This window comes from Pseudomonas sp. Xaverov 83, assembly GCF_019352905.1.
GTDB classification, from domain to species: Bacteria; Pseudomonadota; Gammaproteobacteria; order Pseudomonadales; family Pseudomonadaceae; genus Aquipseudomonas; species Aquipseudomonas yamanorum.
This window is the reverse complement of the sequence record NZ_JAAAFU010000002.1, coordinates 124,922-145,205: the sequence shown is the minus strand read 5'-3', so window position 1 is coordinate 145,205 and position 20,284 is coordinate 124,922. Positions and strand designations below refer to the sequence as shown.

Annotated in this window: 17 protein-coding genes; 12 read left to right on the top strand and 5 right to left on the bottom strand. The window is 62.8% G+C overall.

The window, feature by feature from the left end; all coding sequences use genetic code 11:
- Positions 1-59: 59 nt before the first annotated feature.
- The gene (locus K0H47_RS00810) at positions 60-725 is read left to right on the top strand and encodes a TetR/AcrR family transcriptional regulator (RefSeq protein WP_063026963.1); all 666 of its coding nucleotides are present in this window, start codon (positions 60-62) and stop codon (positions 723-725) included.
- A 143-nt stretch (positions 726-868) separates the two neighbouring features.
- Here the strand turns inward: K0H47_RS00810 and K0H47_RS00805 are convergent, their stop codons facing one another.
- The gene (locus K0H47_RS00805) at positions 869-1,729 is read right to left on the bottom strand and encodes a shikimate dehydrogenase (protein WP_219271751.1); all 861 of its coding nucleotides are present in this window, start codon (positions 1,727-1,729) and stop codon (positions 869-871) included.
- Positions 1,726-2,166, bottom strand: coding sequence for a type II 3-dehydroquinate dehydratase (aroQ, locus tag K0H47_RS00800; protein ID WP_017477859.1), 441 nt, complete (start codon positions 2,164-2,166; stop codon positions 1,726-1,728). The genes K0H47_RS00805 and aroQ overlap by 4 nt, the downstream gene beginning before the upstream one ends.
- Before the next feature lie 205 nt (positions 2,167-2,371).
- Between aroQ and K0H47_RS00795 the strand changes: the two genes are divergently transcribed.
- The 7 genes from K0H47_RS00795 (at position 2,372) to K0H47_RS00765 (ending at position 11,926) form a co-directional block, all read left to right on the top strand.
- Positions 2,372-2,893 (top strand): RNA polymerase sigma factor, encoded by a 522-nt coding sequence (locus K0H47_RS00795; RefSeq protein ID WP_093204841.1) that lies wholly within the window; start codon positions 2,372-2,374, stop codon positions 2,891-2,893.
- 63 nt (positions 2,894-2,956) lie between these two features.
- The gene (locus K0H47_RS00790; protein ID WP_219271749.1) at positions 2,957-3,946 is read left to right on the top strand and encodes a FecR family protein; all 990 of its coding nucleotides are present in this window, start codon (positions 2,957-2,959) and stop codon (positions 3,944-3,946) included.
- Positions 3,947-4,080: 134 nt separating this feature from the next.
- Entirely contained in the window at positions 4,081-6,741 is a 2,661-nt protein-coding gene (locus K0H47_RS00785) for a TonB-dependent receptor (RefSeq protein ID WP_219271747.1), read from the top strand.
- A gap of 81 nt (positions 6,742-6,822) precedes the next feature.
- Positions 6,823-7,443, top strand: a complete 621-nt coding sequence (locus K0H47_RS00780) for a heme acquisition protein HasA (RefSeq protein ID WP_063026971.1) — start codon at positions 6,823-6,825, stop codon at positions 7,441-7,443.
- 87 nt (positions 7,444-7,530) lie between these two features.
- A complete protein-coding gene (locus tag K0H47_RS00775) occupies positions 7,531-9,273 on the top strand; it encodes a type I secretion system permease/ATPase (protein WP_219271745.1) in 1,743 nt (580 codons plus the stop codon).
- Positions 9,270-10,601: an HlyD family type I secretion periplasmic adaptor subunit gene (locus K0H47_RS00770; protein WP_219271743.1), complete on the top strand. Its 1,332-nt coding sequence runs from the start codon at positions 9,270-9,272 to the stop codon at positions 10,599-10,601. Before K0H47_RS00775 ends, K0H47_RS00770 begins: the two co-directional genes overlap by 4 nt.
- On the top strand, positions 10,598-11,926 hold the full coding sequence (locus tag K0H47_RS00765; protein ID WP_219271741.1) for a TolC family outer membrane protein: 1,329 nt from the start codon (positions 10,598-10,600) through the stop codon (positions 11,924-11,926). Before K0H47_RS00770 ends, K0H47_RS00765 begins: the two co-directional genes overlap by 4 nt.
- Positions 11,927-12,089: 163 nt before the next feature.
- On the opposite strand, the gene trmA is transcribed toward K0H47_RS00765, so the two are convergent.
- Positions 12,090-13,169, bottom strand: a complete 1,080-nt coding sequence (gene trmA / locus K0H47_RS00760; protein ID WP_219271739.1) for a tRNA (uridine(54)-C5)-methyltransferase TrmA — start codon at positions 13,167-13,169, stop codon at positions 12,090-12,092.
- Positions 13,166-14,461, bottom strand: a complete 1,296-nt coding sequence (locus K0H47_RS00755) for an NCS2 family permease (RefSeq protein ID WP_003215557.1) — start codon at positions 14,459-14,461, stop codon at positions 13,166-13,168. Before K0H47_RS00755 ends, trmA begins: the two co-directional genes overlap by 4 nt.
- A gap of 200 nt (positions 14,462-14,661) precedes the next feature.
- Here K0H47_RS00755 and K0H47_RS00750 point away from each other — a divergent pair, with 200 nt between their 5' ends.
- From K0H47_RS00750 to K0H47_RS00735, 4 genes are all read left to right on the top strand, one after another.
- Positions 14,662-15,108: a DUF4879 domain-containing protein gene (locus tag K0H47_RS00750; RefSeq protein WP_017477850.1), complete on the top strand. Its 447-nt coding sequence runs from the start codon at positions 14,662-14,664 to the stop codon at positions 15,106-15,108.
- 106 nt (positions 15,109-15,214) lie between these two features.
- Complete coding sequence (locus tag K0H47_RS00745) at positions 15,215-15,739, top strand: (2Fe-2S)-binding protein (protein ID WP_201140854.1); 525 nt, start codon at positions 15,215-15,217, stop codon at positions 15,737-15,739.
- On the top strand, positions 15,736-16,725 hold the full coding sequence (locus tag K0H47_RS00740) for a xanthine dehydrogenase family protein subunit M (protein ID WP_063026983.1): 990 nt from the start codon (positions 15,736-15,738) through the stop codon (positions 16,723-16,725). The genes K0H47_RS00745 and K0H47_RS00740 overlap by 4 nt, the downstream gene beginning before the upstream one ends.
- Positions 16,722-18,905, top strand: coding sequence for a xanthine dehydrogenase family protein molybdopterin-binding subunit (locus K0H47_RS00735; protein ID WP_219271738.1), 2,184 nt, complete (start codon positions 16,722-16,724; stop codon positions 18,903-18,905). The genes K0H47_RS00740 and K0H47_RS00735 overlap by 4 nt, the downstream gene beginning before the upstream one ends.
- Here the strand turns inward: K0H47_RS00735 and K0H47_RS00730 are convergent.
- Positions 18,902-20,143 carry an MFS transporter gene (locus tag K0H47_RS00730; protein WP_063026986.1) on the bottom strand — a complete coding sequence of 414 codons (1,242 nt, stop codon included), beginning with the start codon at positions 20,141-20,143 and terminating at the stop codon, positions 18,902-18,904. The two genes, K0H47_RS00735 and K0H47_RS00730, sit on opposite strands and share 4 nt — an antisense overlap.
- Between the last annotated feature and the right edge of the window lie 141 nt (positions 20,144-20,284).

Sequence of the window (20,284 nt, the reverse complement as noted above, 5' to 3'; positions counted from 1 at the left end):
TCCTTCGGCGTGCGGCGCGGCCCATAATCACCGCCTGCACCTAAGGCCGTGAGCGCACCATGACCCTGACTTCCGAGCTTCCCGCCGCGGCCACTGCGCCGCGCAAGAGCCGCAAGAACAACCCGGAAAAGACCCGCGAGAACATTCTCCAGGAAGCCATCGTCGAGTTTGTTCAGCAGGGCCTGTCCGGCGCCCGAGTGGACGCGATCGCGGAGCGTATCCAGACCTCCAAGCGCATGATCTATTACTACTTCGGCAGCAAGGAACAGCTCTACGTCGAGGTGCTGGAGAAGCTCTACGGCGACATTCGCAACACCGAGACCCGGATGAACCTGACGGCCCTGGAGCCCCGGGAAGCGATCCGCCGGCTGGTGGAATTCACCTTTGATCACCACGATCAGAACGTGGATTTTGTGCGGATCGTGAGCATCGAGAACATTCACAACGCCGAGTACGTAAAGCAGTCGACGTCGATCAAGGCGATGAACAGCAACATCCTCGAAGCCCTCGGCACTACGTTGCGCCGGGGTGCGGAGATGGGGCTGTTCCGCGAAGGGCTGGAGCCGCTGGACGTGCACCTGCTGATCAACTCGTTCAGTTTTTACCGGGTGTCGAACCGCCACACCTTCAGCGAGATCTTTCAGATCGAGTTGTCGGATGAGTCGGTCAAGCAGCGGCATCGGGCGATGATCTGCGAGTCGGTGTTACGCTATTTGCAGGCCTGAGTTCAACACTGAGCAAAATGTGGGAGCGGCGGTGCGACGATTCGACTTGCTCGCGAAGGCGGAGTGTCAGTCGCCGGATGTTTGGCTGATCCACCGCCTTCGCGAGCAAGCCCGCTCCCACATTTTTGATCCCGTTTCTGCAGTTAGATGTTCATGCTTCGGAAGTGCGCGAGCATTCTCTCGGCATCCGCCACTTCGCCACTGAACAACTCAAACGCCTTCACCGCCTGAAACACCGCCATGTTGCCGCCATCCAGGGTGCGGCAACCCAGGGCGCGGGCGTTGCGCAGCAGTTCGGTTTCCAGCGGGAAATACACAATCTCCGCCACCCACAAATCAGCGCGCAACGTGTGCAGCGGCACCGGCATGCCCGGCAACTTGGCCATGCCCATCGGCGTGGTATTCACCAGGCCATCGGCCTCGGCCATGGCGCTTTCCAGGTCATTGCCTGCCTGGGCCCGACCGGCACCGAAATGCTGGTTGAGGTTATCCGCCAGGCTGCGGGCGCGCTCGGCGTCCACGTCAAAAATACTCAAGCGTTCCACGCCTTCGCCCAGCAGCGCATGGGCCACTGCCGCGCCGGCACCGCCTGCGCCCATTTGCACCACGAACGTGCGAGCCACATCACTCAAGCCCCGACGAAAACCTTCGGCAAAGCCCAGGCAGTCGGTGTTGTGGCCGATGCGTTTACCGTCGCAAAGCACCACGGTATTCACCGCGCCGATGCCCCGCGCTTCGGGCGACAGTTCGTCCAGCAGCGGCAGGATCGCCTGCTTGCACGGGTAGGTGATGTTCAAGCCGGTGAAGTTCATCTGCTCGGCGGCCATCAACAGGTCGGGCAGGGCGCGGGTATCTGTTTGCAACTGGTCGAGGTCGATCAGGCGATACAGGTAACGCAGGCCCTGTGCATCGCCTTCGCGCTCGTGCAGGGCCGGAGTACGGGAAGCCTGGATGCCTGCGCCTATCAGGCCGGCGAGAATTCGACGTTTGGACACCGGGCTCATCCCTTCAAGGTCTTGCTGAAATGTTCGAGGGCCAGGTGATAACCGTGGCTGCCAAATCCGGCCAGCACCGCCTTGGCAATCGGTGACACAAAGGAGTGATGACGGAAGGCTTCCCGGGCATGCACGTTGGACAAATGCACTTCGATCACCGGCACTTCACTGGCCACCAGCGCGTCGCGGATCGCCACCGAGGTGTGGGTCCAGGCCGCCGGGTTGATCACGATGCCGGCGCAACGGGCGCGGGCGCCGTGGATCCAGTCCAGCAATTCGCCTTCGTGGTTGGTCTGGCGGAATTCGACTTTCAGTCCCAGCTGTTCGGCGCTGCGGCCACACAGGGCGGCGACGTCGGCCAGGGTTTCATGGCCATAAGTGGCCGGCTCGCGGGTGCCGAGCAGGTTGAGATTGGGGCCGTTGAGCACCAGCACGATGGGCGGCATGAAGGGTTCTCCACTGTTGTTTTTATGTATGCCGATAAAATGTACTGGATGGTTAATTTGGTCAATCACCTGGGTGGGAAGCGTTCGATTATCGAACGCAGAATGAAAACCACCGTTATGCAGATCAGAGTTGATATCAATTGAAAATCATTCTCGACAACGCTTAAGATGCCCGCCTGTTTCCTTTACATTCCAGGGAGTCGGTTTGTCGGACGTGGATCTCAAAGGCCTGTTTCTCAAGCACGCCGATACCCTGCGCGGGTATCTCGCGCGCAAGGTACGGGACCCGCAGTTGGCCGCAGACCTGGTGCAGGAGAGTTTCCTGCGCCTGGCGCAAAAGCCGGTCGGCGAACGCATCGACAATTCCCAGGGCTATCTCTATCGCACGGCCAGCAATCTGCTGATCGACCATATTCGCCAGGAGGCACGGCGCAAGACCGACTCCGTGCCCCACGAGGCGCTGGCCGAGATTGAAGACGAAATGGCCGGGTTGGAGGCTCAGGCAATGGCGCAGCAACAGCGGCAGGCATTGAAGCAGGCACTGGCGGAATTGCCGGAGCGTACCCGGCAGATTTTCCGCCTCAACCGCATCGAGGGCATGACCCATGCCCAGGTTGCACGACACCTGGATATTTCCGACAGCTCAGTGCAAAAGCACCTGGCCAAGGCGCTGGCGTATGTCATGCAGCGTTTGCAGGAAGGCGAGGCGGGGCCATCCGACGAATGAATTACCGACAAACCTGGGGTCAAACGTCACAGCGTTACATAACGAAAAATTCGAGATTCACACGTGAATAGCCCAGGTCCGCAACAGCACAGCATTACCGAGGCGGCTGCCGATTGGGCGGTGCGCCTGCACGCCGGCGCCCTGACCGATCAGGAACAGGCCGAGTTGCGCCAATGGATCGCCAGGGACAGCCGCCATGAAGCTGCGCTGCGTTTTGCCGAGCAGACGTGGGCGGCGCTGGGCGAGGTGCATCGCGATGAGACGGTGCATCGCCAGCGCCCGGCTTCCGCCGCTGCGCCGGTGCGCGGCTCTCGGCGCCGCAAGCCGTGGCGCGTGGCGGCGAGTGTCGTGCTGTTGCTGGTGATAGCCGCCGCCGGCTGGGTGCGCGGGCCCGAAGCGTTGCTGCACCTGCAGGCCGATTACGTGACCCACAAGGGCGAAGTGCGCACCGTGCACCTGGCCGACGGCAGCAGCGTGCAACTGGATTCCGCGAGTGCAATCAAGCTGGAGTTTGACGGCGTGCAGCGGCGCATCAGCCTGATCAAGGGCTCGGCGATCTTTGATGTGGCGCCGATGGCCGGCGAGGAAAAGCGGCCGTTCGTGGTGCAGAGCGCCAGCGGGCAAACCCGCGCCCTTGGCACGCGGTTTGTGGTCGAGCGGGAAGATGACCGGCAGGCCTGGGTCGGCGTGTTGCAGCACAGTGTGGCAGTGACGCTCCAGGCGCTGCCGCAGAAAGAAACCGTGCTCAAGGAAGGCCAGGCTGCGCGCTACAGTCCCGAAAACGGCGTGGTCGCCCTTGATGACCTCGATCTGGAGCGCGCCACCAGTTGGCGCCGGGGCGTGCTGATCTTCGACCGGTTGCCACTGGCCAAGGTCATCGAGCAACTCAACCGCTACCGGCCTGGCAAGGTGGTGCTGACCGACGCCGACCTGGGCACCCGTGAAGTCAGCGGCGTGTTCCGTCTCGACATGCTCGACACCGCCCTCGGTACCCTGACCGAAGAATTGCAGGTGCAGCGCTTCGATCTGGCGGGGCTGAGCCTGATCTATTGATGGGGTCGCCGGGCCCCATTTACGCCCTTCGAAAAAACTTTCAAAAAAACCTTACTGAGTTCCGACGCCTGACACGTCCTGTTAAGTGAGAAGTATTCGCATAAACAAGAATGGTCAGCGAAGGGATAACGTCGATGTCTGCAATCACCAAGGGGCGCAATACCGGTAGCCGGTTGGCCCTTGCCATTCACTTGGGGCTGTTCGCCTCTGCCTGCCAGGTGCAGGCCGCCGAGGCACCGGCTGGTGCGTCGCAGCCCGCCACCTTGATGTTTGACATCGCCGCGCAACCCTTGGGCAGCGCCGTGCTGAGCTTCGCCGACCAGGCCGGCTTGCAGGTGCTGTTCGACAGCCAGCGCCTGCAAGGGTTGAGCAGCACCGCGCTCAAGGGCAGCTTCAGTGTGCACGAAGGCCTGGGCCGTTTGCTCGGTGCCGCCCCGGTGGAATATCGCTTTACCGGCGCCCGTCAGGTCACCCTGACCCGGGTTGAACAGCCGGCCAACGCTGCGTTGGCATTGGCGACCACCACGATCACCGGCCAGCACAGGAGTGACTGGGTGTACTCATCGCCGCGCTCGGTCAGTGTGGTGGGGCGTGAACAGTTGGATCGCAACCCGCCGCGCCATGCCGCCGAGATGCTGGAAGAGGCCCCTGGGGTCTACTCGGCGGTCAGTCAGCAGGACCCGGGCCTGTCGGTGAATATTCGCGGGATCCAGGACTATGGCCGGGTCAACATGTCGGTCGACGGCATGCGCCAGAATTATCAGCAGAGCGGTCACCAGCAACGTAACGGCACGTTGTATGTCGACCCTGAGTTGCTGTCCGAGGTGGTGATCGAAAAGGGCGCGACCTCCACCATGGGCGGTGCGGGAGTGATTGGCGGGGTTGCCAACTTTCGTACCGTGGAGGCGGCTGACCTGCTCAAGGACGGCAAGCAAATCGGCGGGCGCATTCGTGTCACCACGGGCCTCGGCGGGCTCAGCAACGGTACGCACTTTATCGGCAGTTCGGCGTTTGCCGTCGGCACCGATGTGTGGGACATGCTGGTGGCGGCCAGTGAGCGGCATCTGGGGGATTACGACCCCGGCACCCAGGGCAGCATCGGCGACCTGCGTACCGGCACGGCGTTCATACCGGCCAGCCAGGATCGCATCAAGAATACCCAGGTCGCCTATTCGGGCTCGGTGATGCGTTCGCGTTTGCTCAAGCTCGGTCTCAACCTGCCGGCTGACCAGCGTTTGCAACTGAGTTACCTGTTGACCGAAGTCGACTACGACGACGTCAACATGATGACCGCCGAAAAACCTCAATTATGGGAAAAGCTCGGCAGCAGCAACGTTAAAGCACAGAACCTCGCGCTGGACTACAGCTACACGCCGGACAATCCGCTGATCGACTTCAAGGCCAAGCTTTACGCCGTCGACACCCGCAACGACCAGTCCACGCTGGCCCGTGGCCGCACACCCGGCTACGACGTGACCTATCAAACCGACACCTATGGCGTTCAGGCACAGAACACCTCGACCTTTGCCTTGAGCGAGCTGTCCGTGCTCAAGGCCAACTACGGGCTGGAGTTTTTCTACGACAAGGTCCGGCCGGACTCCAACCAGCCGGTGGAGGCTGGCTCTGCGGTTGAGGCTTCCGCGCTGGAAAGCATCACCCCCAAAGGTGACCGGGCGATGGGCAGCCTGTTCGGTCGCCTGGATTACGACTACGACGACTGGCTGAACCTGAATGCCGGGCTGCGTTACGACCGCTATCGGTTGCGGGGCGAAACCGGCTTGAACACCCGCACCTTCATCATCGGCACCACCCGCCAGATCGGCGTACCCGTGGGCTACGACGTTGACCGGGAGGAGGGGCATTTCTCGCCGACCTTCGGCCTGTCGATCAAGCCGGGTGTCGACTGGCTGCAACTGTTTGCCACGTACGGCAAGGGCTGGCGTCCTCCGGCGGTCACCGAAACCCTCGTCAGCGGCCGGCCCCATGGCGGTGGTTCGGAATCGATCCTGCCCAACCCCTACTTGAAGCCCGAGAAGTCCACGGCGTGGGAGGTCGGGTTCAACGTGCTCAAGGAAGACCTGCTGTTCGCAGACGACCGTGTGGGCGTGAAAGTGTCCTACTTCAACACTCGCGTCGATGACTTCTCCTATATGGCCTTGGGGGTACAGCCGCCAGGTTATGGCATCGCCAACATTGGCAATGCGGCGTATGTGAACAACCTGGAGACCACCCGTTTTCGCGGCCTCGAGTACCAACTGGATTACGACGCCGGGTTTGCCTACGGCCAGGTCAACTACACCCGCATGCTCGGCAGCAACAAGTTCTGCAGCAACACCGCCTGGCTCGGCGGCGTGACCAAGATCCAGAGCCGGCCAGGTAACCGTAGCCCGGTGGACGCCATGGTGCCGGACAACGTGGCCAATGCCGCCGTGAGTTGCAACGCCATCCTTGGTTCCTCCGAACACATGCCGATGGACCGTGGCACCGCGACGCTGGGCGCGCGTTTCTTCGAGCGCAAGCTGGATGTGGGTGTCCGCGCCCGCTACAGCGCCGGTTACTACGTAAAAGGCGGCGTCGGCGTGACCACCTCGCAAACCGGCGTTTACCCCGCTGACTGGAAGCCCTACACCGTCTACGACCTTTACAGCAGCTACCGCGCTACTGATCAGTTGACGCTGCGCCTGGCCATGGAAAACGTCACCGACCGCGCGTACCTGGTGCCGCTGGGCGACGTGCTGGCCTTCACCCTCGGCCGTGGGCGCACCCTGCAGGGCACCGTTGAATATCAGTTCTGACCGATTTTGCCCAGTGACGGGCAAAGCCACAGCAGGCACTGGCTTGCTGCGGAGTTACCACCCCATGACTTGGAGTTTTGCATGAGCATTTCTATTTCATACAGCACGGCCTATGCCGCTAATACCGTTGCCGAGTACCTGAGCGACTGGTCGGCTTACTTTGGCGACCTGAACCACCGTGAAGGCTCGGTCAAAGAGGGTTCGAACACTGGTGGTTTCAATCCTGGGCCGTTCGACGGTACCCAATATGGCGTGTCCAGCACGGTCAGCAATGCGGCGGTGGTCGCTGACGGCGACCTGCACTACACCCTGTTCAACCCGCCGTCGCACACGTTGTGGGGTTCGCTCGACGCCCTCAACCTGGGCACTGTCCTGACGGGCGGCGCTGCCGGCGGTAGCTACAGCCTCGCCAACCAGGAAGTCAGCTTTACCAACCTGGGCCTTGAGAGCCTGCAGTCGGAAGGCCGTGCGGGCCAGGTGCACCAGATCGTCTACGGCCTGATGAGCGGCGACAGTTCGGCACTCGCCTCGGCGATCGATTCCCTGCTCAAGGACATCGACCCAAGCCTGTCGGTCAACTCCACCTTCGACCAACTGGCCGCAGCGGGTGTGGCTCATGCGGATTCGACGTCGTTCGCGGCGGCCGACGTGGCCCTGGTAGGCGTGCAGGACGTGCCTCAGGACTTCGCCCTGGCCGCCTGACGCCTTGGCTGCATGAAACAAGCCGATGAAGGATCACGCCTTCATCGGCTTTCGGTGTTTCCCGATTTCCCCCATGAGAATTCCCCGATGCGCCATGCCGGCAACGAAACCCTGGCCGCCCTCACCGCCTATAAAAGCGGCTTCCTTAACATCGGCCTGTTCTCGGCGGTGATCAACCTGCTGATGCTGGCCCCGGCGCTGTACATGTTGCAGGTCTATGACCGGGTGCTCGCCTCCGGCAACGAGATGACCCTGTTGATGCTGACGCTGATGATCCTCGGCTTGTTCGGCTTGATGGGCGCGCTGGAGTGGGTGCGCAGCCAGGTGGTGATCCGCCTCGGCACGCAGATGGACATGCGCCTGAACCAGCGGGTGTACGACGCCGCGTTCGAGGCGCAACTGAAAGGCGGCACCCAGGCGGCGGGGCAGGCGCTCAGCGACTTGACGGCCTTGCGCCAGTTCGCCACCGGCCAGGCGCTGTTCGCGTTTTTTGATGCGCCGTGGTTCCCGGTGTACCTGCTGGTGATCTTCCTGTTCCACCCCTGGCTCGGTCTGCTGGCCCTGGCCGGCGCGGTGATCCTGGTGGCCTTCGCCTGGGTTAACCAGCACATCTGCCAGGCGCCGTTGGCTCAGGCCACGCAACTGTCCATCAGCGCCAGTCAGCAGGCCACGTCCAACCTGCGCAACGCCGAAACCATCGAAGCCATGGGCATGCTGGCGACCTTGCGCGCACGCTGGTTTGCCCAGCACCAGGCGTTTCTGGCGGCGCAGAACCTGGCCAGTGAAAAGACTGCGGCCATCAGTGCCTGGTCCAAGGGCGTGCGCCTGGCGTTGCAGTCATTGGTCCTCGGTTTGGGCGCGTTGCTGGCGGTGCAAGGGGCGATTACGCCGGGGATGATGATCGCCGGTTCGATCCTGATGGGCCGGGTACTGAGCCCCATCGACCAGTTGATCGGCGTGTGGAAACAGTGGAGTTCGGCACGCCTGGCCTATGAGCGTTTGTCATTGATGCTGGCGGCCAACCCCGCACGTACGGAGCGCATGAGCTTGCCGACGCCCAGCGGCCAGTTGACGGTCGAGCAGGTGAGCGCGTGTGCGCCGGGCAGTCGTCGACCTGCGTTGGCCAACCTCGGCTTCAGTCTTCCCGCCGGTGAAGTGCTGGGCGTGATCGGGCCGTCCGGTTGTGGCAAGTCGACGCTGGCGCGCCTGCTGGTGGGGGCCTGGGCACCAATGGCCGGCAAGGTGCGCCTGGACGGCGCGGACCTGGCGCAATGGGACAAGCAGCAACTCGGCCCGCACATTGGTTATCTGCCACAGGACATCCAGCTGTTCGCCGGCAGCATCGCCGACAACATCGCGCGTTTCGGCGCGGTGGATTCGGACAAGGTCCTGGCTGCCGCGCAAATGGCCGGCGTGCATCAACTGATCCTGCAACTGCCCCAAGGCTACGACACCCAACTGGGTGAGGGCGGTGCCGGATTGTCCGGCGGGCAGAAGCAACGTGTCGCACTGGCGCGGGCGCTGTACGGCTTGCCCGCGCTGATCGTACTGGACGAGCCCAACGCCAATCTCGATGAAGCCGGTGAGCAGGCCTTGCTGCAAGCGATCACTTCGCTCAAGACGCAGCGCCGCACGCTGGTGTTGATCACCCACAAGACCAACGTGCTGACCCTGACCGATCAATTGTTGATTCTGCGGGACGGACAGCTGCAAGCGTTCGGGCCGACTGTTCGGGTGTTGGAGGCCACGCAGAAACCTGCGGCAGCGCCGCCCAAACCGGTGTCGACGATGAGCATGAGCTACCGCCTCGGTGAAGGAAAAAAAGCATGAACCGACCTGTGCTTGTGGCGGACAACAGCGTGCCGCCCGTGAATAACGTACTGGCGCTGGACGATAAAAAATACGCGCGCCTGGGCTGGTGGCTGGTGCTCGGCGGGTTTGCCGGGTTTCTCGGCTGGGCCGCACTGGCGCCGTTGGACAAAGGCGTGGCGGTGTCGGGCAAGGTCATGGTCTCGGGGCACCGCAAGACGGTGCAGCACCCGGCGGGCGGGATCGTCGAGCGGATCGAAGTGCGCGATGGCGAGGTGGTGAGCGCCGGTCAGGTATTGATCCGCTTGAAGGAGACACCGTTGCGCGGGCAGATGCAGTCGTTGCGCAGCCAGTTTATTGCGTCCCAGGCCAGCGAAGCGCGCTTGAGTGCGGAGAGTGAAGGCTTGTCGGCCATCGTCTTCGCTCCCGAACTGCTGAACGATCCGGAGGCTGCCGCCACCTTGAGCCTGCAACGGCAACTGTTCAGCAGTCGCGCCCAGGCACTGGCCACGGAGCAGCAAGGCCTGCGGGAAACCATCGCCGGGGCCGAGGCGCAACTGCGCGGCACGCGGGATTCCCAGGCCAGCAAAGTGCTGCAACGCACCGCGATGAATGAACAACTGCAGGGCCTGCGGGAGCTGGCGCGGGACGGCTATATCCCGCGCAATCGGCTGCTGGAAAGTGAGCGCCTTTACGCCCAGCTCGACGGCGCGATTGCCGAGGATTTCGGCCGCATCGGCCAGTTGCAACGGCAAGTCCTCGAACTGCGCTTGCGCATCCGCCAGCTTGGCGAAGACTTCCAGAAAGACCTGCGTGGCCAACTGGCGGAAACCCGTACCCGCAGTGACGACCTGCGCAATCGCCTGGCCTCGGCTGAGTTCGAACTGGCCAACAGCCTGGTGCGCGCGCCGGCGGCCGGCGTGGTGGTTGGGCTGGATGTGTACACAGAGGGCGGTGTGATCAAGCCCGGCCAGGCGTTGATGGATATCGTGCCCCAGGGCGAACCGTTGCTGGTGGAAGCGCGGGTGCCGGTACAGATGGTCGACAAAGTGCACCCGGGCTTGCCGGTGGAACTGCTGTTCTCGGCCTTCAACCAGAGCACCACGCCGCGCATCGCCGGGGAAGTGACGCTGGTGTCGGCCGACCGCCAGGTCGACGAGCGCACCGATGAACCGTATTACACCGTACGCGCCCAAGTCAGCGCCGCCGGCATGCGCCAGCTCGATGGCTTGCAGATTCGCCCGGGGATGCCGGTGGAAGCCTTCGTCAAAACCGGTGAGCGCTCGATGCTCAACTACCTGTTCAAACCTTTGCTGGATCGGACTCACATGGCGTTGGTGGAAGAATGAAGGCGCTGGTATTCAGCCTGTGCTGTGCCTGTAGCGGTTCGGTCCAGGCGCTGGGATTGCTTGATGCCTATAACCTGGCGCTGCGTAATGATCCGACGTTCCAGGCAGCGATCCAGGAACGCGAGGCCGGCGAGGAAAACCGCATCATCGGTCGCGCCGGACTGCTGCCGAACCTGTCCTGGAGCTACAACAACTCGCGCAACGCGTCCGAAGTCACCCAGTCGACAGCGGTGGGCAATGTCACCAGCGACCGTGATTACCGCAGCTATGCGTCGACCCTGACCTTGCAGCAACCGCTGCTCGATTACGAAGCCTATGCGCGCTATCGCCAGGGCGCAGCGCAGGCGCTGTTTGCCGATGAACGCTTTCGCGGCAAGAGCCAGGAGCTGGCTGTGCGGGTGTTGAGTGCCTACAGCCAGGCGTTGCTGGCCCAGGAGCGGATCGAGCTGAGCCGCGCCCAGAAACGCGCGTATGCCGAGCGCCTGCAACTCAATGAGCGGCTGCTCAAGGGCGGCGAGGGCACCCGTACCGACCTGCTGGAAACCCAGGCGCGCCTGAGCCTGGCCCAGGCCGAAGAGATCGAATCGTTGGACACCCAGGACGCTGCCTTGCGCGAACTCGAAGCGATAGTCGGTGAGCCGTTACAGATAGAAGAGCTGGCGCCTCTGCCCCGACAGTTCGCCATCCCGCCGCTGGAACCCAATCGCTTCGAAACCTGGCGGGATATGGCGATGGCCAACAACCCGGAACTCAAATCCCAGCACCACGCGCTGGACGTCGCCGAGTACGAAGTGGAGCGCAAGCGCGCCGGGCACATGCCCAAGGTCAGCCTGTATGCGAGCAGCCGCCAGACCAGCTCCGACTCGGAAAGCAGCTACAACCAGAAGTACGATACCAACAGCGTTGGCATCCAGGTGAGCTTGCCGCTGTTTGCCGGTGGCTCGGTGTCGGCGTCAACCCGCCAGGCCGCCAATCAACTGTCCCAGGCGCAATATGAACTGGACGCGCAGACCGCCAGGACGCTGATCGAACTGCGCAAGCAATTCAACCTCAACACCAGCGGCGCGGCCAAGGTGCGGGCGTATGAAATGGCAGTCAGCTCGGCCACCGCCCTGGTGACGGCAACGAAGAAAAGCGTAACGGGTGGTGAACGGGTCAACCTCGATGTACTGGATGCCGAGCAGCAACTGTTCACGGCACGCCGCGACCTGGCGGATGCGCGGCACGCGTACCTGCTGGCGCGGATACAGCTGAAGTATTTTGCGGGGTTGCTGAACGAGCAGGACCTGCGGGCGTTGGCGGGGTATTTCCAGCCGTCGGCATGATGGCGATATTTGCCAACAGACCGATCCATTGTAGGAGCTGTCGAGCCTTGGCGAGGCTGCGATGGCGGCGGGACTGATGACATTTTTCTGTCTGACCTACCGCCATCGCGGCCTCGCTAAGGCTCGACGGCTCCCACATTTTGATCTGTGCAGTGCTGGGGATTTAACGCCGGGTCAGTAACACACCCGATTCCATATGGTGCGTCCACGGGAACTGGTCAAACAACGCACACTGGGTAATCCGGTGCGTGTCATGCAATTGCGCAATGTTTGCCGCCAAGGTTTCCGGGTTGCAGGAAATGTAGAGGATGTTCTCGAAGCGCCGGGTCAGTTCGCAGGTGTCCGGGTCCATCCCGGCACGCGGCGGGTCGACGAACACGCTACCGAATTCGTAGCTCTTGAGGTCGATACCGTGCAGGCGTCGGAACGGCCGCACTTCGTTCAAGGCTTCGGTCAGTTCTTCAGCAGACAAGCGCACCAGGGTGACGTTATCCACCGCGTTTTCATCGAGGTTGCTCAGGGCCGCATTCACCGAGGTCTTGCTGATTTCGGTGGCCAGCACGTTGCGCACGCGGGTGGCCAGGGGCAGGGTGAAGTTGCCGTTGCCGCAATACAGCTCCAGCAAGTCATCACTGCGATCGCCCAAGGCTTCGTACGCCCAGTTGAGCATCTTCTGGTTCACGGTGCCGTTGGGCTGGGTGAACGCGCCTTCAGGCTGGCGATAGCTGAAGGTGCGCCCGCTGACGTCGAGTTTCTCGACCACGTAATCGCGGCCGATCACATCGCGCTTGCCCTTGGAGCGGCCGATGATGCTGACGTTCAGGTCCGCCGCCAGCTTGTTCGCCGCCGTATGCCAATGCTCATCCAGCGGGCGGTGATAGCACAGGGTGATCATCGCGTCGCCGGCCAGGGTGGTGAGGAACTCCACCTGGAACAGCTTGTGGCTCAGGGCGGCGCTGGCTTGCCAGGCGGCCTTGAGCTGCGGCATCAACTGGTTGATGCGCAGGCTGGCAATCGGGAACTCTTCGATGAGGATCGGCGTGCGCTTGTCGTCCTGGGAGAACATTGCGTAGTGGCGCTGACCCTCTTCGCGCCACAGGCGGAACTCCGCCCGCAGGCGGAAGTTCTGCAACGGCGAGTCGAAAACCTGAGGCTCCGGCGCGTCGAACGGCGCCAGCAGGTCACGCAAGCGCGTGACCTTTTCTTCCAATTGAACGGTGTAGCTTGCGGCGTCAAAAGTCATGCGTTGAACCAGCCCAGCTTGATCACAAACAGAATCGACAGGATCACCAGCGCCGGGTTCAGCTCACGGTAGCGGCCCGAAAGCAGCTTGATGGCGGTCCAGGCGATGAAACCGAAGGCGATGCCGTTGGCGATGGAATAAGTGAATGGCATCGCCAGAGCGGTGATCACCACCGGCGCGGCGACGGTGATGTCGTCCCAGTCGATTTCGGCCAGGCCCGAGGTCATCAGCACGGCGACGAACAGCAGCGCCGGTGCGGTGGCGAAGGCCGGAACGCTGGCCGCCAGTGGCGAGAAGAACAGCGCCAGCAGGAACAGGATCGCGACCACCACGGCGGTCAAACCGGTACGGCCACCGGCGCTCACGCCTGCAGCCGATTCGATGTAGCTGGTGGTGGTCGAGGTGCCCAGCAGCGAGCCGGCCATGGCCGCCGTACTGTCAGCGATCAGCGCACGGCCCATTTTCGGCATGTGGCCGTCCTTGCCCATGAGACCCGCGCGCTTGGCGACGCCGATCAGGGTGCCGGAGTTGTCGAACAGGTCGACGAACAGGAACGCGAAGATCACGCTCACCAGGCCGATGTCCAGGGCGCCTTTGATGTCCAGTTGCAGGAAGGTCGGGGCCAGCGAAGGTGGCATCGACATCACGCCGCCGAACGGCGTAAAGCCCAGCACGATGGAGGCGATGGTCACCACCAGGATGCCGATCAACACCGCGCCGCGTACTTTCAGGGCTTCCAGCGCAACGATCAGCGCGAAGCCGAGGGTGGCGAGGATCGGTGCCGGTTGTTTCAGGTCGCCCAGGCCCACCATGGTGGCCGGGTTGCTGACCACGATGCCGGCGTTGTGCAGGGCGATCAACGCCAGGAACAGGCCGATACCCGCCGCAATCGCCGAGCGCAGCGGCAGCGGGATGCTGTTGATGATCCATTCACGGATACGGAAGATCGACAGCAGGAAGAACAGCACCGCCGAGATGAACACGGCACCCAGCGCCACTTGCCAGGTATGGCCCATGTGCAGGACGACGGTGTAGGTGAAGAACGCGTTGAGGCCCATGCCCGGTGCCAGGGCAATCGGGTAGTTGGCGATCAGGCCCATCACGGTGGAACCGATGGCCGCCGCCAGGCAGGTCGCGACAAAGACCGCGCCCTTGTCCATGCCGGTCTCGCCGAGGATGCTCGGGTTGACGAACAGGATGTAGGCCATGGCCAGGAAGGTGGTGACGCCCGCGAGAATCTCGGTGCGCACATTCGTGTTGTGTGCCTTGAGTTGAAACAGCTTTTCCAGCATGCCTGCTCCCTGTGACGCTATTTTGCGTCGTTATTTGTTGACCTCTAAGTCAAAGCACAAACTGCGCCAAGCGGCTGTGGTTCCAGAGAGGATCGGAAAAAGCGGCGCATCATACCAGCAGCCGAGGGCCAGTGGCGCATAGGCTTGATCATGGCCTTGAGGCATACTGCGCCGACGTTTATTACAGGGTCATCGACAGCATGAAAAAAGCCAGCGCCTGGAGTCTAGCTCTGTTCGGTTGTATCGGCCTGTGGCTCGGTGCAGCACCGGCGTGGGGCGCGCCTGCACCGGCGTTGAGCGAGGTGCGGGTGTTCAAGGTGCAGTCGGCCAATTGCACGGAAACCATCCCTGAACGGGCGGCCAGCACCCAGATGTGCACGCACCGTGGGCAGACGCTGGTGTACGTGATGGAAGTCGGCCTGGGCAACAGCTCCCAGGCGTTTTTCGACGGCGCACCGGTGTCCGGCACCAGCACTGCCATCTGCCAGGTGGGTTCCATCAGCCAGGCATGCAGCGGCGCTGGCACGTTGATGGGCTACATCTATACGTTCCAGCTGGATGTCGAAGCCGGCGGCACGTTTCAGTACAGCAACACCTCGATCAACCCGCCGCGCAACCAGTTGGTCACCACCCTCAGCATTCGTTGATCGCCACCCATCAATTGTCTTGAACGCTCATAACCTGCGGAAGTCGGACCGCTAAGACGGCGACTTTCCTGAACGCCGCGATTGCACACCAATCCGTGAGGTGTTTATGAGCGCGACCCACACCGGCGCGGCGGCCAAGCCGTTCGTCAGCCATCCGATACGCCTGACTCTCAATCGTCGAGACATCCAACTGGATGTATTGCCCTGGACCACCCTGCTGGACCTGCTGCGCGAGCAACTGGACCTGACCGGCACCAAGAAGGGCTGCGACCACGGCCAGTGCGGCGCCTGCACCGTGTTGCTCAACGGTAAACGGGTGAACGCCTGCCTGACCCTGGCGGTGATGTGCGACGGTGCCGAATTGACCACGATCGAAGGCCTGGCCTCGGGGGAAGACCTGCACCCGATGCAGCAGGCGTTTATCAAACACGACGCCTTCCAGTGCGGCTATTGCACGCCGGGGCAGATTTGCTCGGCGGTGGGCCTGGCCCGGGAAGGCCGTGCCCACGACACCGCGCAAATCCAGGAACTGATGAGCGGCAACCTGTGCCGCTGCGGCGCCTACAACAACATCCGCGATGCCATCGAAGAAGCCTTGCCGGCGTGCCGTACCCAGGGAGGTGAGCAATGAATCCCTTCCATTACAGCAAGCCGGTGGACGTGCAGGAGGCGGTGCACCTAGTCAGCCCGGCATCGCGGTTTATTGCCGGTGGTACCAACCTGTTGGACCTGATGAAAGAAAACATCAGCCGCCCCGAGCACCTGATCGATATCACCGGCCTGCCGCTTCGCGATGTGGAAGAAACCACCGAAGGCGGCCTGATGATCGGCGCCCTGGTGAGCAACGCCGACCTCGCGTGGCACCCACTGATCGAGCAACGCTACCCGTTGCTGTCCCAAGCCATTCTCGCCGGCGCCTCGCCGCAATTGCGCAACATGGCCAGCACTGGCGGCAACCTGTTGCAACGCACCCGTTGCTATTACTTTTATGACGCCGCTGTGCCCTGTAACAAGCGCGAGCCCGGCAGCGGTTGCCCGGCGCGGGTCGGCTTGAATCGCATTCACGCGATTCTCGGCGCCAGCGATCAGTGCGTGGCCACCCATCCTTCGGACATGTGCGTGGCCCTGGCCGCGCTGGATGCCCGGGTGCATGTGCAGGGCCGGGGCGGTGCGCGGGTGATCGAGTTTGCCGACTTCCATCGGTTGCCGGGGGATGCGCCCCAGCGGGATAACCAGTTGGCCGATGATGAGTTGATCACCGCCATCGAGTTACCCGCCGACCACCTGGCAGCCCACAGCCACTACCTGAAGATCCGTGATCGGGCCTCCTATGCGTTTGCGCTGGTTTCCGTCGCGGCGGCGCTGGAGCTGGACGGCGATGTGATCGTCGACGCCCGCCTGGCCCTGGGCGGCGTCGCCCACAAACCCTGGCGTGATCGCGCGGTGGAAGCCGCGCTGATCGGCCAGTCCGTCAGCCGCGAAACCTTTAGCAGCGCCGCCGAAGCCTTGCTGCAGGACGCCGAGCCTTTGGAACACAACGGCTTCAAGATCAAACTGGCACGCCGCGCGATCGTTCGCGCCCTGAGCGATGCCGCTGTTGCGGGAGCCACATCATGAGCGCGATCGGCAAACCGTTGGACCGGGTCGACGGTCTGCTCAAGGTAAACGGGCAAGCGCGATATGCCGGGGAATTTCCCGAAGACGGCCTGCTGCACGGCAGTGTGGTGTCGAGCAACATCGCCAAGGGCCGGGTCATCCGCATTGACGCTTCCAAAGCCCTGGCGCTGCCGGGCGTGGTGATGGTGCTCGATCACCTCAACCGCCCGAAACTGGCCAGCTACGACGACAGCTACGCCGATGCCGATGCCGCCGACGGCTCGCCATTTCGCCCGCTGTACAACGACCGCGTGCTGTACAGCGGCCAGCCGTTGGCATTGGTGATTGCCGATAACCTGGAGCTGGCGCGTCATGCCGGCTCTTTGGTTGAGATCGAATACACAGCCGAACCTTCCGAGACCGACCTGCTGGCCTTGCAGGACCAGGCGCACCCTTCGCCACAAACACCGCCCAAGCCGCGCGGCAACTTCCAGGCCGAATGGACCGGCGCCGCCACGAGCCTGGATCTGCACTACAGCACGCCCATCGAACACCACAACCCGATGGAGCCCCACGCCAGCACCGTGCTGTACCAGCCGGACGGCACCCTGCATATCCACGACAAGACCCAGGGCCCGCAGAACTGCCAGGCCTACGTGCAGAAAGTCTTCGGCTTGGATAAAAGCCAGGTGCGAATCTTCGCTGCGTTTGTCGGTGGTGCTTTTGGTTCCGGTTTGCGCCCGCAGTATCAGTTGCCGCTGGCAGTGATGGCATCGCTGGCCCTGAAGCGTTCGGTGCGCGTCACTCTTACACGCCAGCAGATGTTCACGTTTGGTTATCGCCCGCGTACCTTGCAGCGTCTGCAACTGGGCGCGGCCGCCAATGGTCGCTTGCTCGCCCTGGGCCACACCGCGATCGGCCAGACCTCGCGCTTCGAGGACTTCAGCGAGCACGTGGTGGAATGGAGCGGCATGCTCTATCACTGCGATAACGTGCTGCTGACCTACAAACTGGTGCCACTGGATGTGTTCACGCCGTTGGACATGCGCGCGCCTGGAGCGGCGCTCGGGGTGATCGGCCTGGAGTGCGCGATGGACGAACTGGCCTGCGCCCTGGGCATCGACCCGGTGCAACTGCGGCTGATCAACTACGCCGAGCGCAATCAGAACGAAGACAAGCCCTGGTCCAGCAAAGCCTTGCGCGAGTGTTACAGCGAAGGTGCCGAGCGTTTCGGCTGGAGCCAGCGCAACCCGGAACCGCGAAGCATGCGTGATGGCCGCCAACTGATCGGCTGGGGCATGGCCGGCGGTGTGTGGGAGGCCTTGCAAATGAAGGCCAGCGCAAAGGCGCGGATCGATCACCTGGGCAAGCTCACGGTCAGCAGTGCCACCACCGATATCGGCACCGGCACTTACACGGTCATGGCCCAGATTGCGGCCCAGGCCAGTGGCGTTCCGGTGAGTGACGTGACGTTCCTGTTGGGGGACTCCTCACTGCCGACGGCGCCGCTGCAGGGTGGCTCGTTTACCGTGTCGTCGGTGGGCAGTGCGGTGCAGCAGGCGTGTGAGGCGTTGAATGCCAAGCTGCTGGAGATTGCGCGCAAGACTTATCCGGCTTTTAAAGATGCAGAGTCGGCGCGGTTCGAAAATGGCCAGCTGCATGCTGGTGACCAGCGCATCTCCCTGGCGCAACTGGTACAGGACAGCGGTGAGCAGGCGCTGGAGGTTCAGGTGGATTGTGAACCGGGCAAACAGCGCGAAGGCTACGCCTCAGCCACGCATTCGGCAGTGTTTGTCGAAGTGCGTGTGGATGAAGACCTGGGCACCATCAAGGTCAGTCGGGTGGTCAGTGCGATTGCGGCCGGGCGGGTGGTTAATCCGAAGATGGCCCGCAGCCAGATTCTCGGCGGTGTGGTCTGGGGTATTGGCATGGCGTTGCATGAAGAGACCCAGATTGATCATGCATTGGGTCGCTACATGAACCACAGCCTGGCCGAGTACCACATCCCGGTAAACGCGGATATTGGCGAGATTGACGTGCTGTTTGTCGAAGAACACGACGAGATCGTCAACGCGCTGGGTTCCAAGGGCGTCGGCGAGATCGGGATCGTCGGGGTCGCGGCGGCGGTGGCCAACGCGGTGTATCACGCCACCGGCAAGCGGGTGCGGGACTTTCCCGTCACCCTCGATAAGGTCTTCTAAACCTTGGCGGGTTCTTCCACCGGCACATGCATGCGGTCGCGGTTGGCCAGGGTCGGGAACAGTTTGATCCAGACCCCGGTCACCACCAGCGTGCCGATGCCGCCCATGACCACGGCGGGGACGGTGCCGAACCAGTGGGCGGTGATTCCGGACTCAAACTCGCCCAACTGATTCGACGCGCCGATAAACAGCCCGTTGACCGCGCTGACCCGGCCGCGCATTTCATCCGGGGTTTCCAGCTGTACGAACGAGGCGCGGATCACCATGCTGATCATGTCCGCGGCGCCCAGTACCACCAGCACGGCCAAGGAGAACCAGAACGAGGTCGACAGGCCGAACGCGATGGTGGCCACGCCAAACACCCCAACCGCCGTAAACATGATCCGCCCGACGTGCCGGTCTACGGCAAACCGCGCCAGCCACAACGACATCAGCAACGCCCCGACTGCCGGCGCCGACCGCAGCAGCCCGAGCCCCCACGGCCCGGTCAGCAGGATGTCCTTGGCAAATACCGGCAGCAACGCCGTGGCGCCGCCCAGCAGTACGGCAAACAGGTCCAGGGAAATCGCCCCGAGGATGTCCGGCCGGCTGCGGATAAAACGAATCCCGGCCAGCAGCGAATCCATGGTCGCCTTGGCCTTGTTCAAGGGCGTCTGGCGTGCGGGCAGGTTCAGGGTCAGCACGCAGGCAATCAGGTACAGCACCACCGTAGGGCCATACACCCAGACACTGCCGAAGGCGTACAACAAACCGCCCAACGCCGGCGCCACGATAGTGGCCAATTGCTGTGCCGATTGCGACGACGCCACGGCGCGGGGAAACAGCGCAGTGGGCACGATGCTCGGCAGCAGGGCCTGGGTGGTGGGCATTTCAAACGAGCGCGCCGCGCCTAGCAGGAACGCCAAGATAAAAATCATTTCGCGGGTGACGTTGCCGGTCAGCCCGCCAATCGCCAGGGACAGCGCGATCAAGGCTTGAACGGTCTGGCAGATGGCCGCAACCTTGCGCCGTTCATAGCGGTCGGCCACATGGCCGGTGTGCAGCATGAACAGCACCCGTGGCACGAATTCCACCAGGCCGACCAAGCCCAGGTCCAGCACGTTGCCGGTCAGTTGGTAGAGGTTCCAGCCGATGGCCACGGTGAGCATCTGGAAGCCGCTGGCGGTGAAGATCCGCGCCAGCCAGAACGCGATGAAAGGGCGGTGGTGACGTAGTAGCAGCGCGGGTTCACTGGGCATCGGGGAGACGGGTCTGGGTGGGGGAAGGGTGAGGTTATCACCAACTTGTAACCAATAGTTGCGTAGGTGGGTTGGGGGGGATGAGATATGGGCGCCCCTGACTGAGTACATATCCGTTTCTTCGGTAACGGCGGCTTATGG

Coding starts and splice junctions, on each gene's coding strand:
- K0H47_RS00810 (WP_063026963.1), top strand. CDS start 60: ATGACCCTGACTTCCGAGCTTCCCGCCGCGGCCACTGCGCCGCGCAAG.
- K0H47_RS00805 (WP_219271751.1), bottom strand. CDS start 1,729: ATGAGCCCGGTGTCCAAACGTCGAATTCTCGCCGGCCTGATAGGCGCA.
- aroQ (WP_017477859.1), bottom strand. CDS start 2,166: ATGCCGCCCATCGTGCTGGTGCTCAACGGCCCCAATCTCAACCTGCTC.
- K0H47_RS00785 (WP_219271747.1), top strand. CDS start 4,081: ATGTCTGCAATCACCAAGGGGCGCAATACCGGTAGCCGGTTGGCCCTT.
- K0H47_RS00780 (WP_063026971.1), top strand. CDS start 6,823: ATGAGCATTTCTATTTCATACAGCACGGCCTATGCCGCTAATACCGTT.
- K0H47_RS00775 (WP_219271745.1), top strand. CDS start 7,531: ATGCGCCATGCCGGCAACGAAACCCTGGCCGCCCTCACCGCCTATAAA.
- K0H47_RS00770 (WP_219271743.1), top strand. CDS start 9,270: ATGAACCGACCTGTGCTTGTGGCGGACAACAGCGTGCCGCCCGTGAAT.
- K0H47_RS00765 (WP_219271741.1), top strand. CDS start 10,598: ATGAAGGCGCTGGTATTCAGCCTGTGCTGTGCCTGTAGCGGTTCGGTC.
- trmA (WP_219271739.1), bottom strand. CDS start 13,169: ATGACTTTTGACGCCGCAAGCTACACCGTTCAATTGGAAGAAAAGGTC.
- K0H47_RS00755 (WP_003215557.1), bottom strand. CDS start 14,461: ATGCTGGAAAAGCTGTTTCAACTCAAGGCACACAACACGAATGTGCGC.
- K0H47_RS00750 (WP_017477850.1), top strand. CDS start 14,662: ATGAAAAAAGCCAGCGCCTGGAGTCTAGCTCTGTTCGGTTGTATCGGC.
- K0H47_RS00745 (WP_201140854.1), top strand. CDS start 15,215: ATGAGCGCGACCCACACCGGCGCGGCGGCCAAGCCGTTCGTCAGCCAT.
- K0H47_RS00740 (WP_063026983.1), top strand. CDS start 15,736: ATGAATCCCTTCCATTACAGCAAGCCGGTGGACGTGCAGGAGGCGGTG.
- K0H47_RS00735 (WP_219271738.1), top strand. CDS start 16,722: ATGAGCGCGATCGGCAAACCGTTGGACCGGGTCGACGGTCTGCTCAAG.
- K0H47_RS00730 (WP_063026986.1), bottom strand. CDS start 20,143: ATGCCCAGTGAACCCGCGCTGCTACTACGTCACCACCGCCCTTTCATC.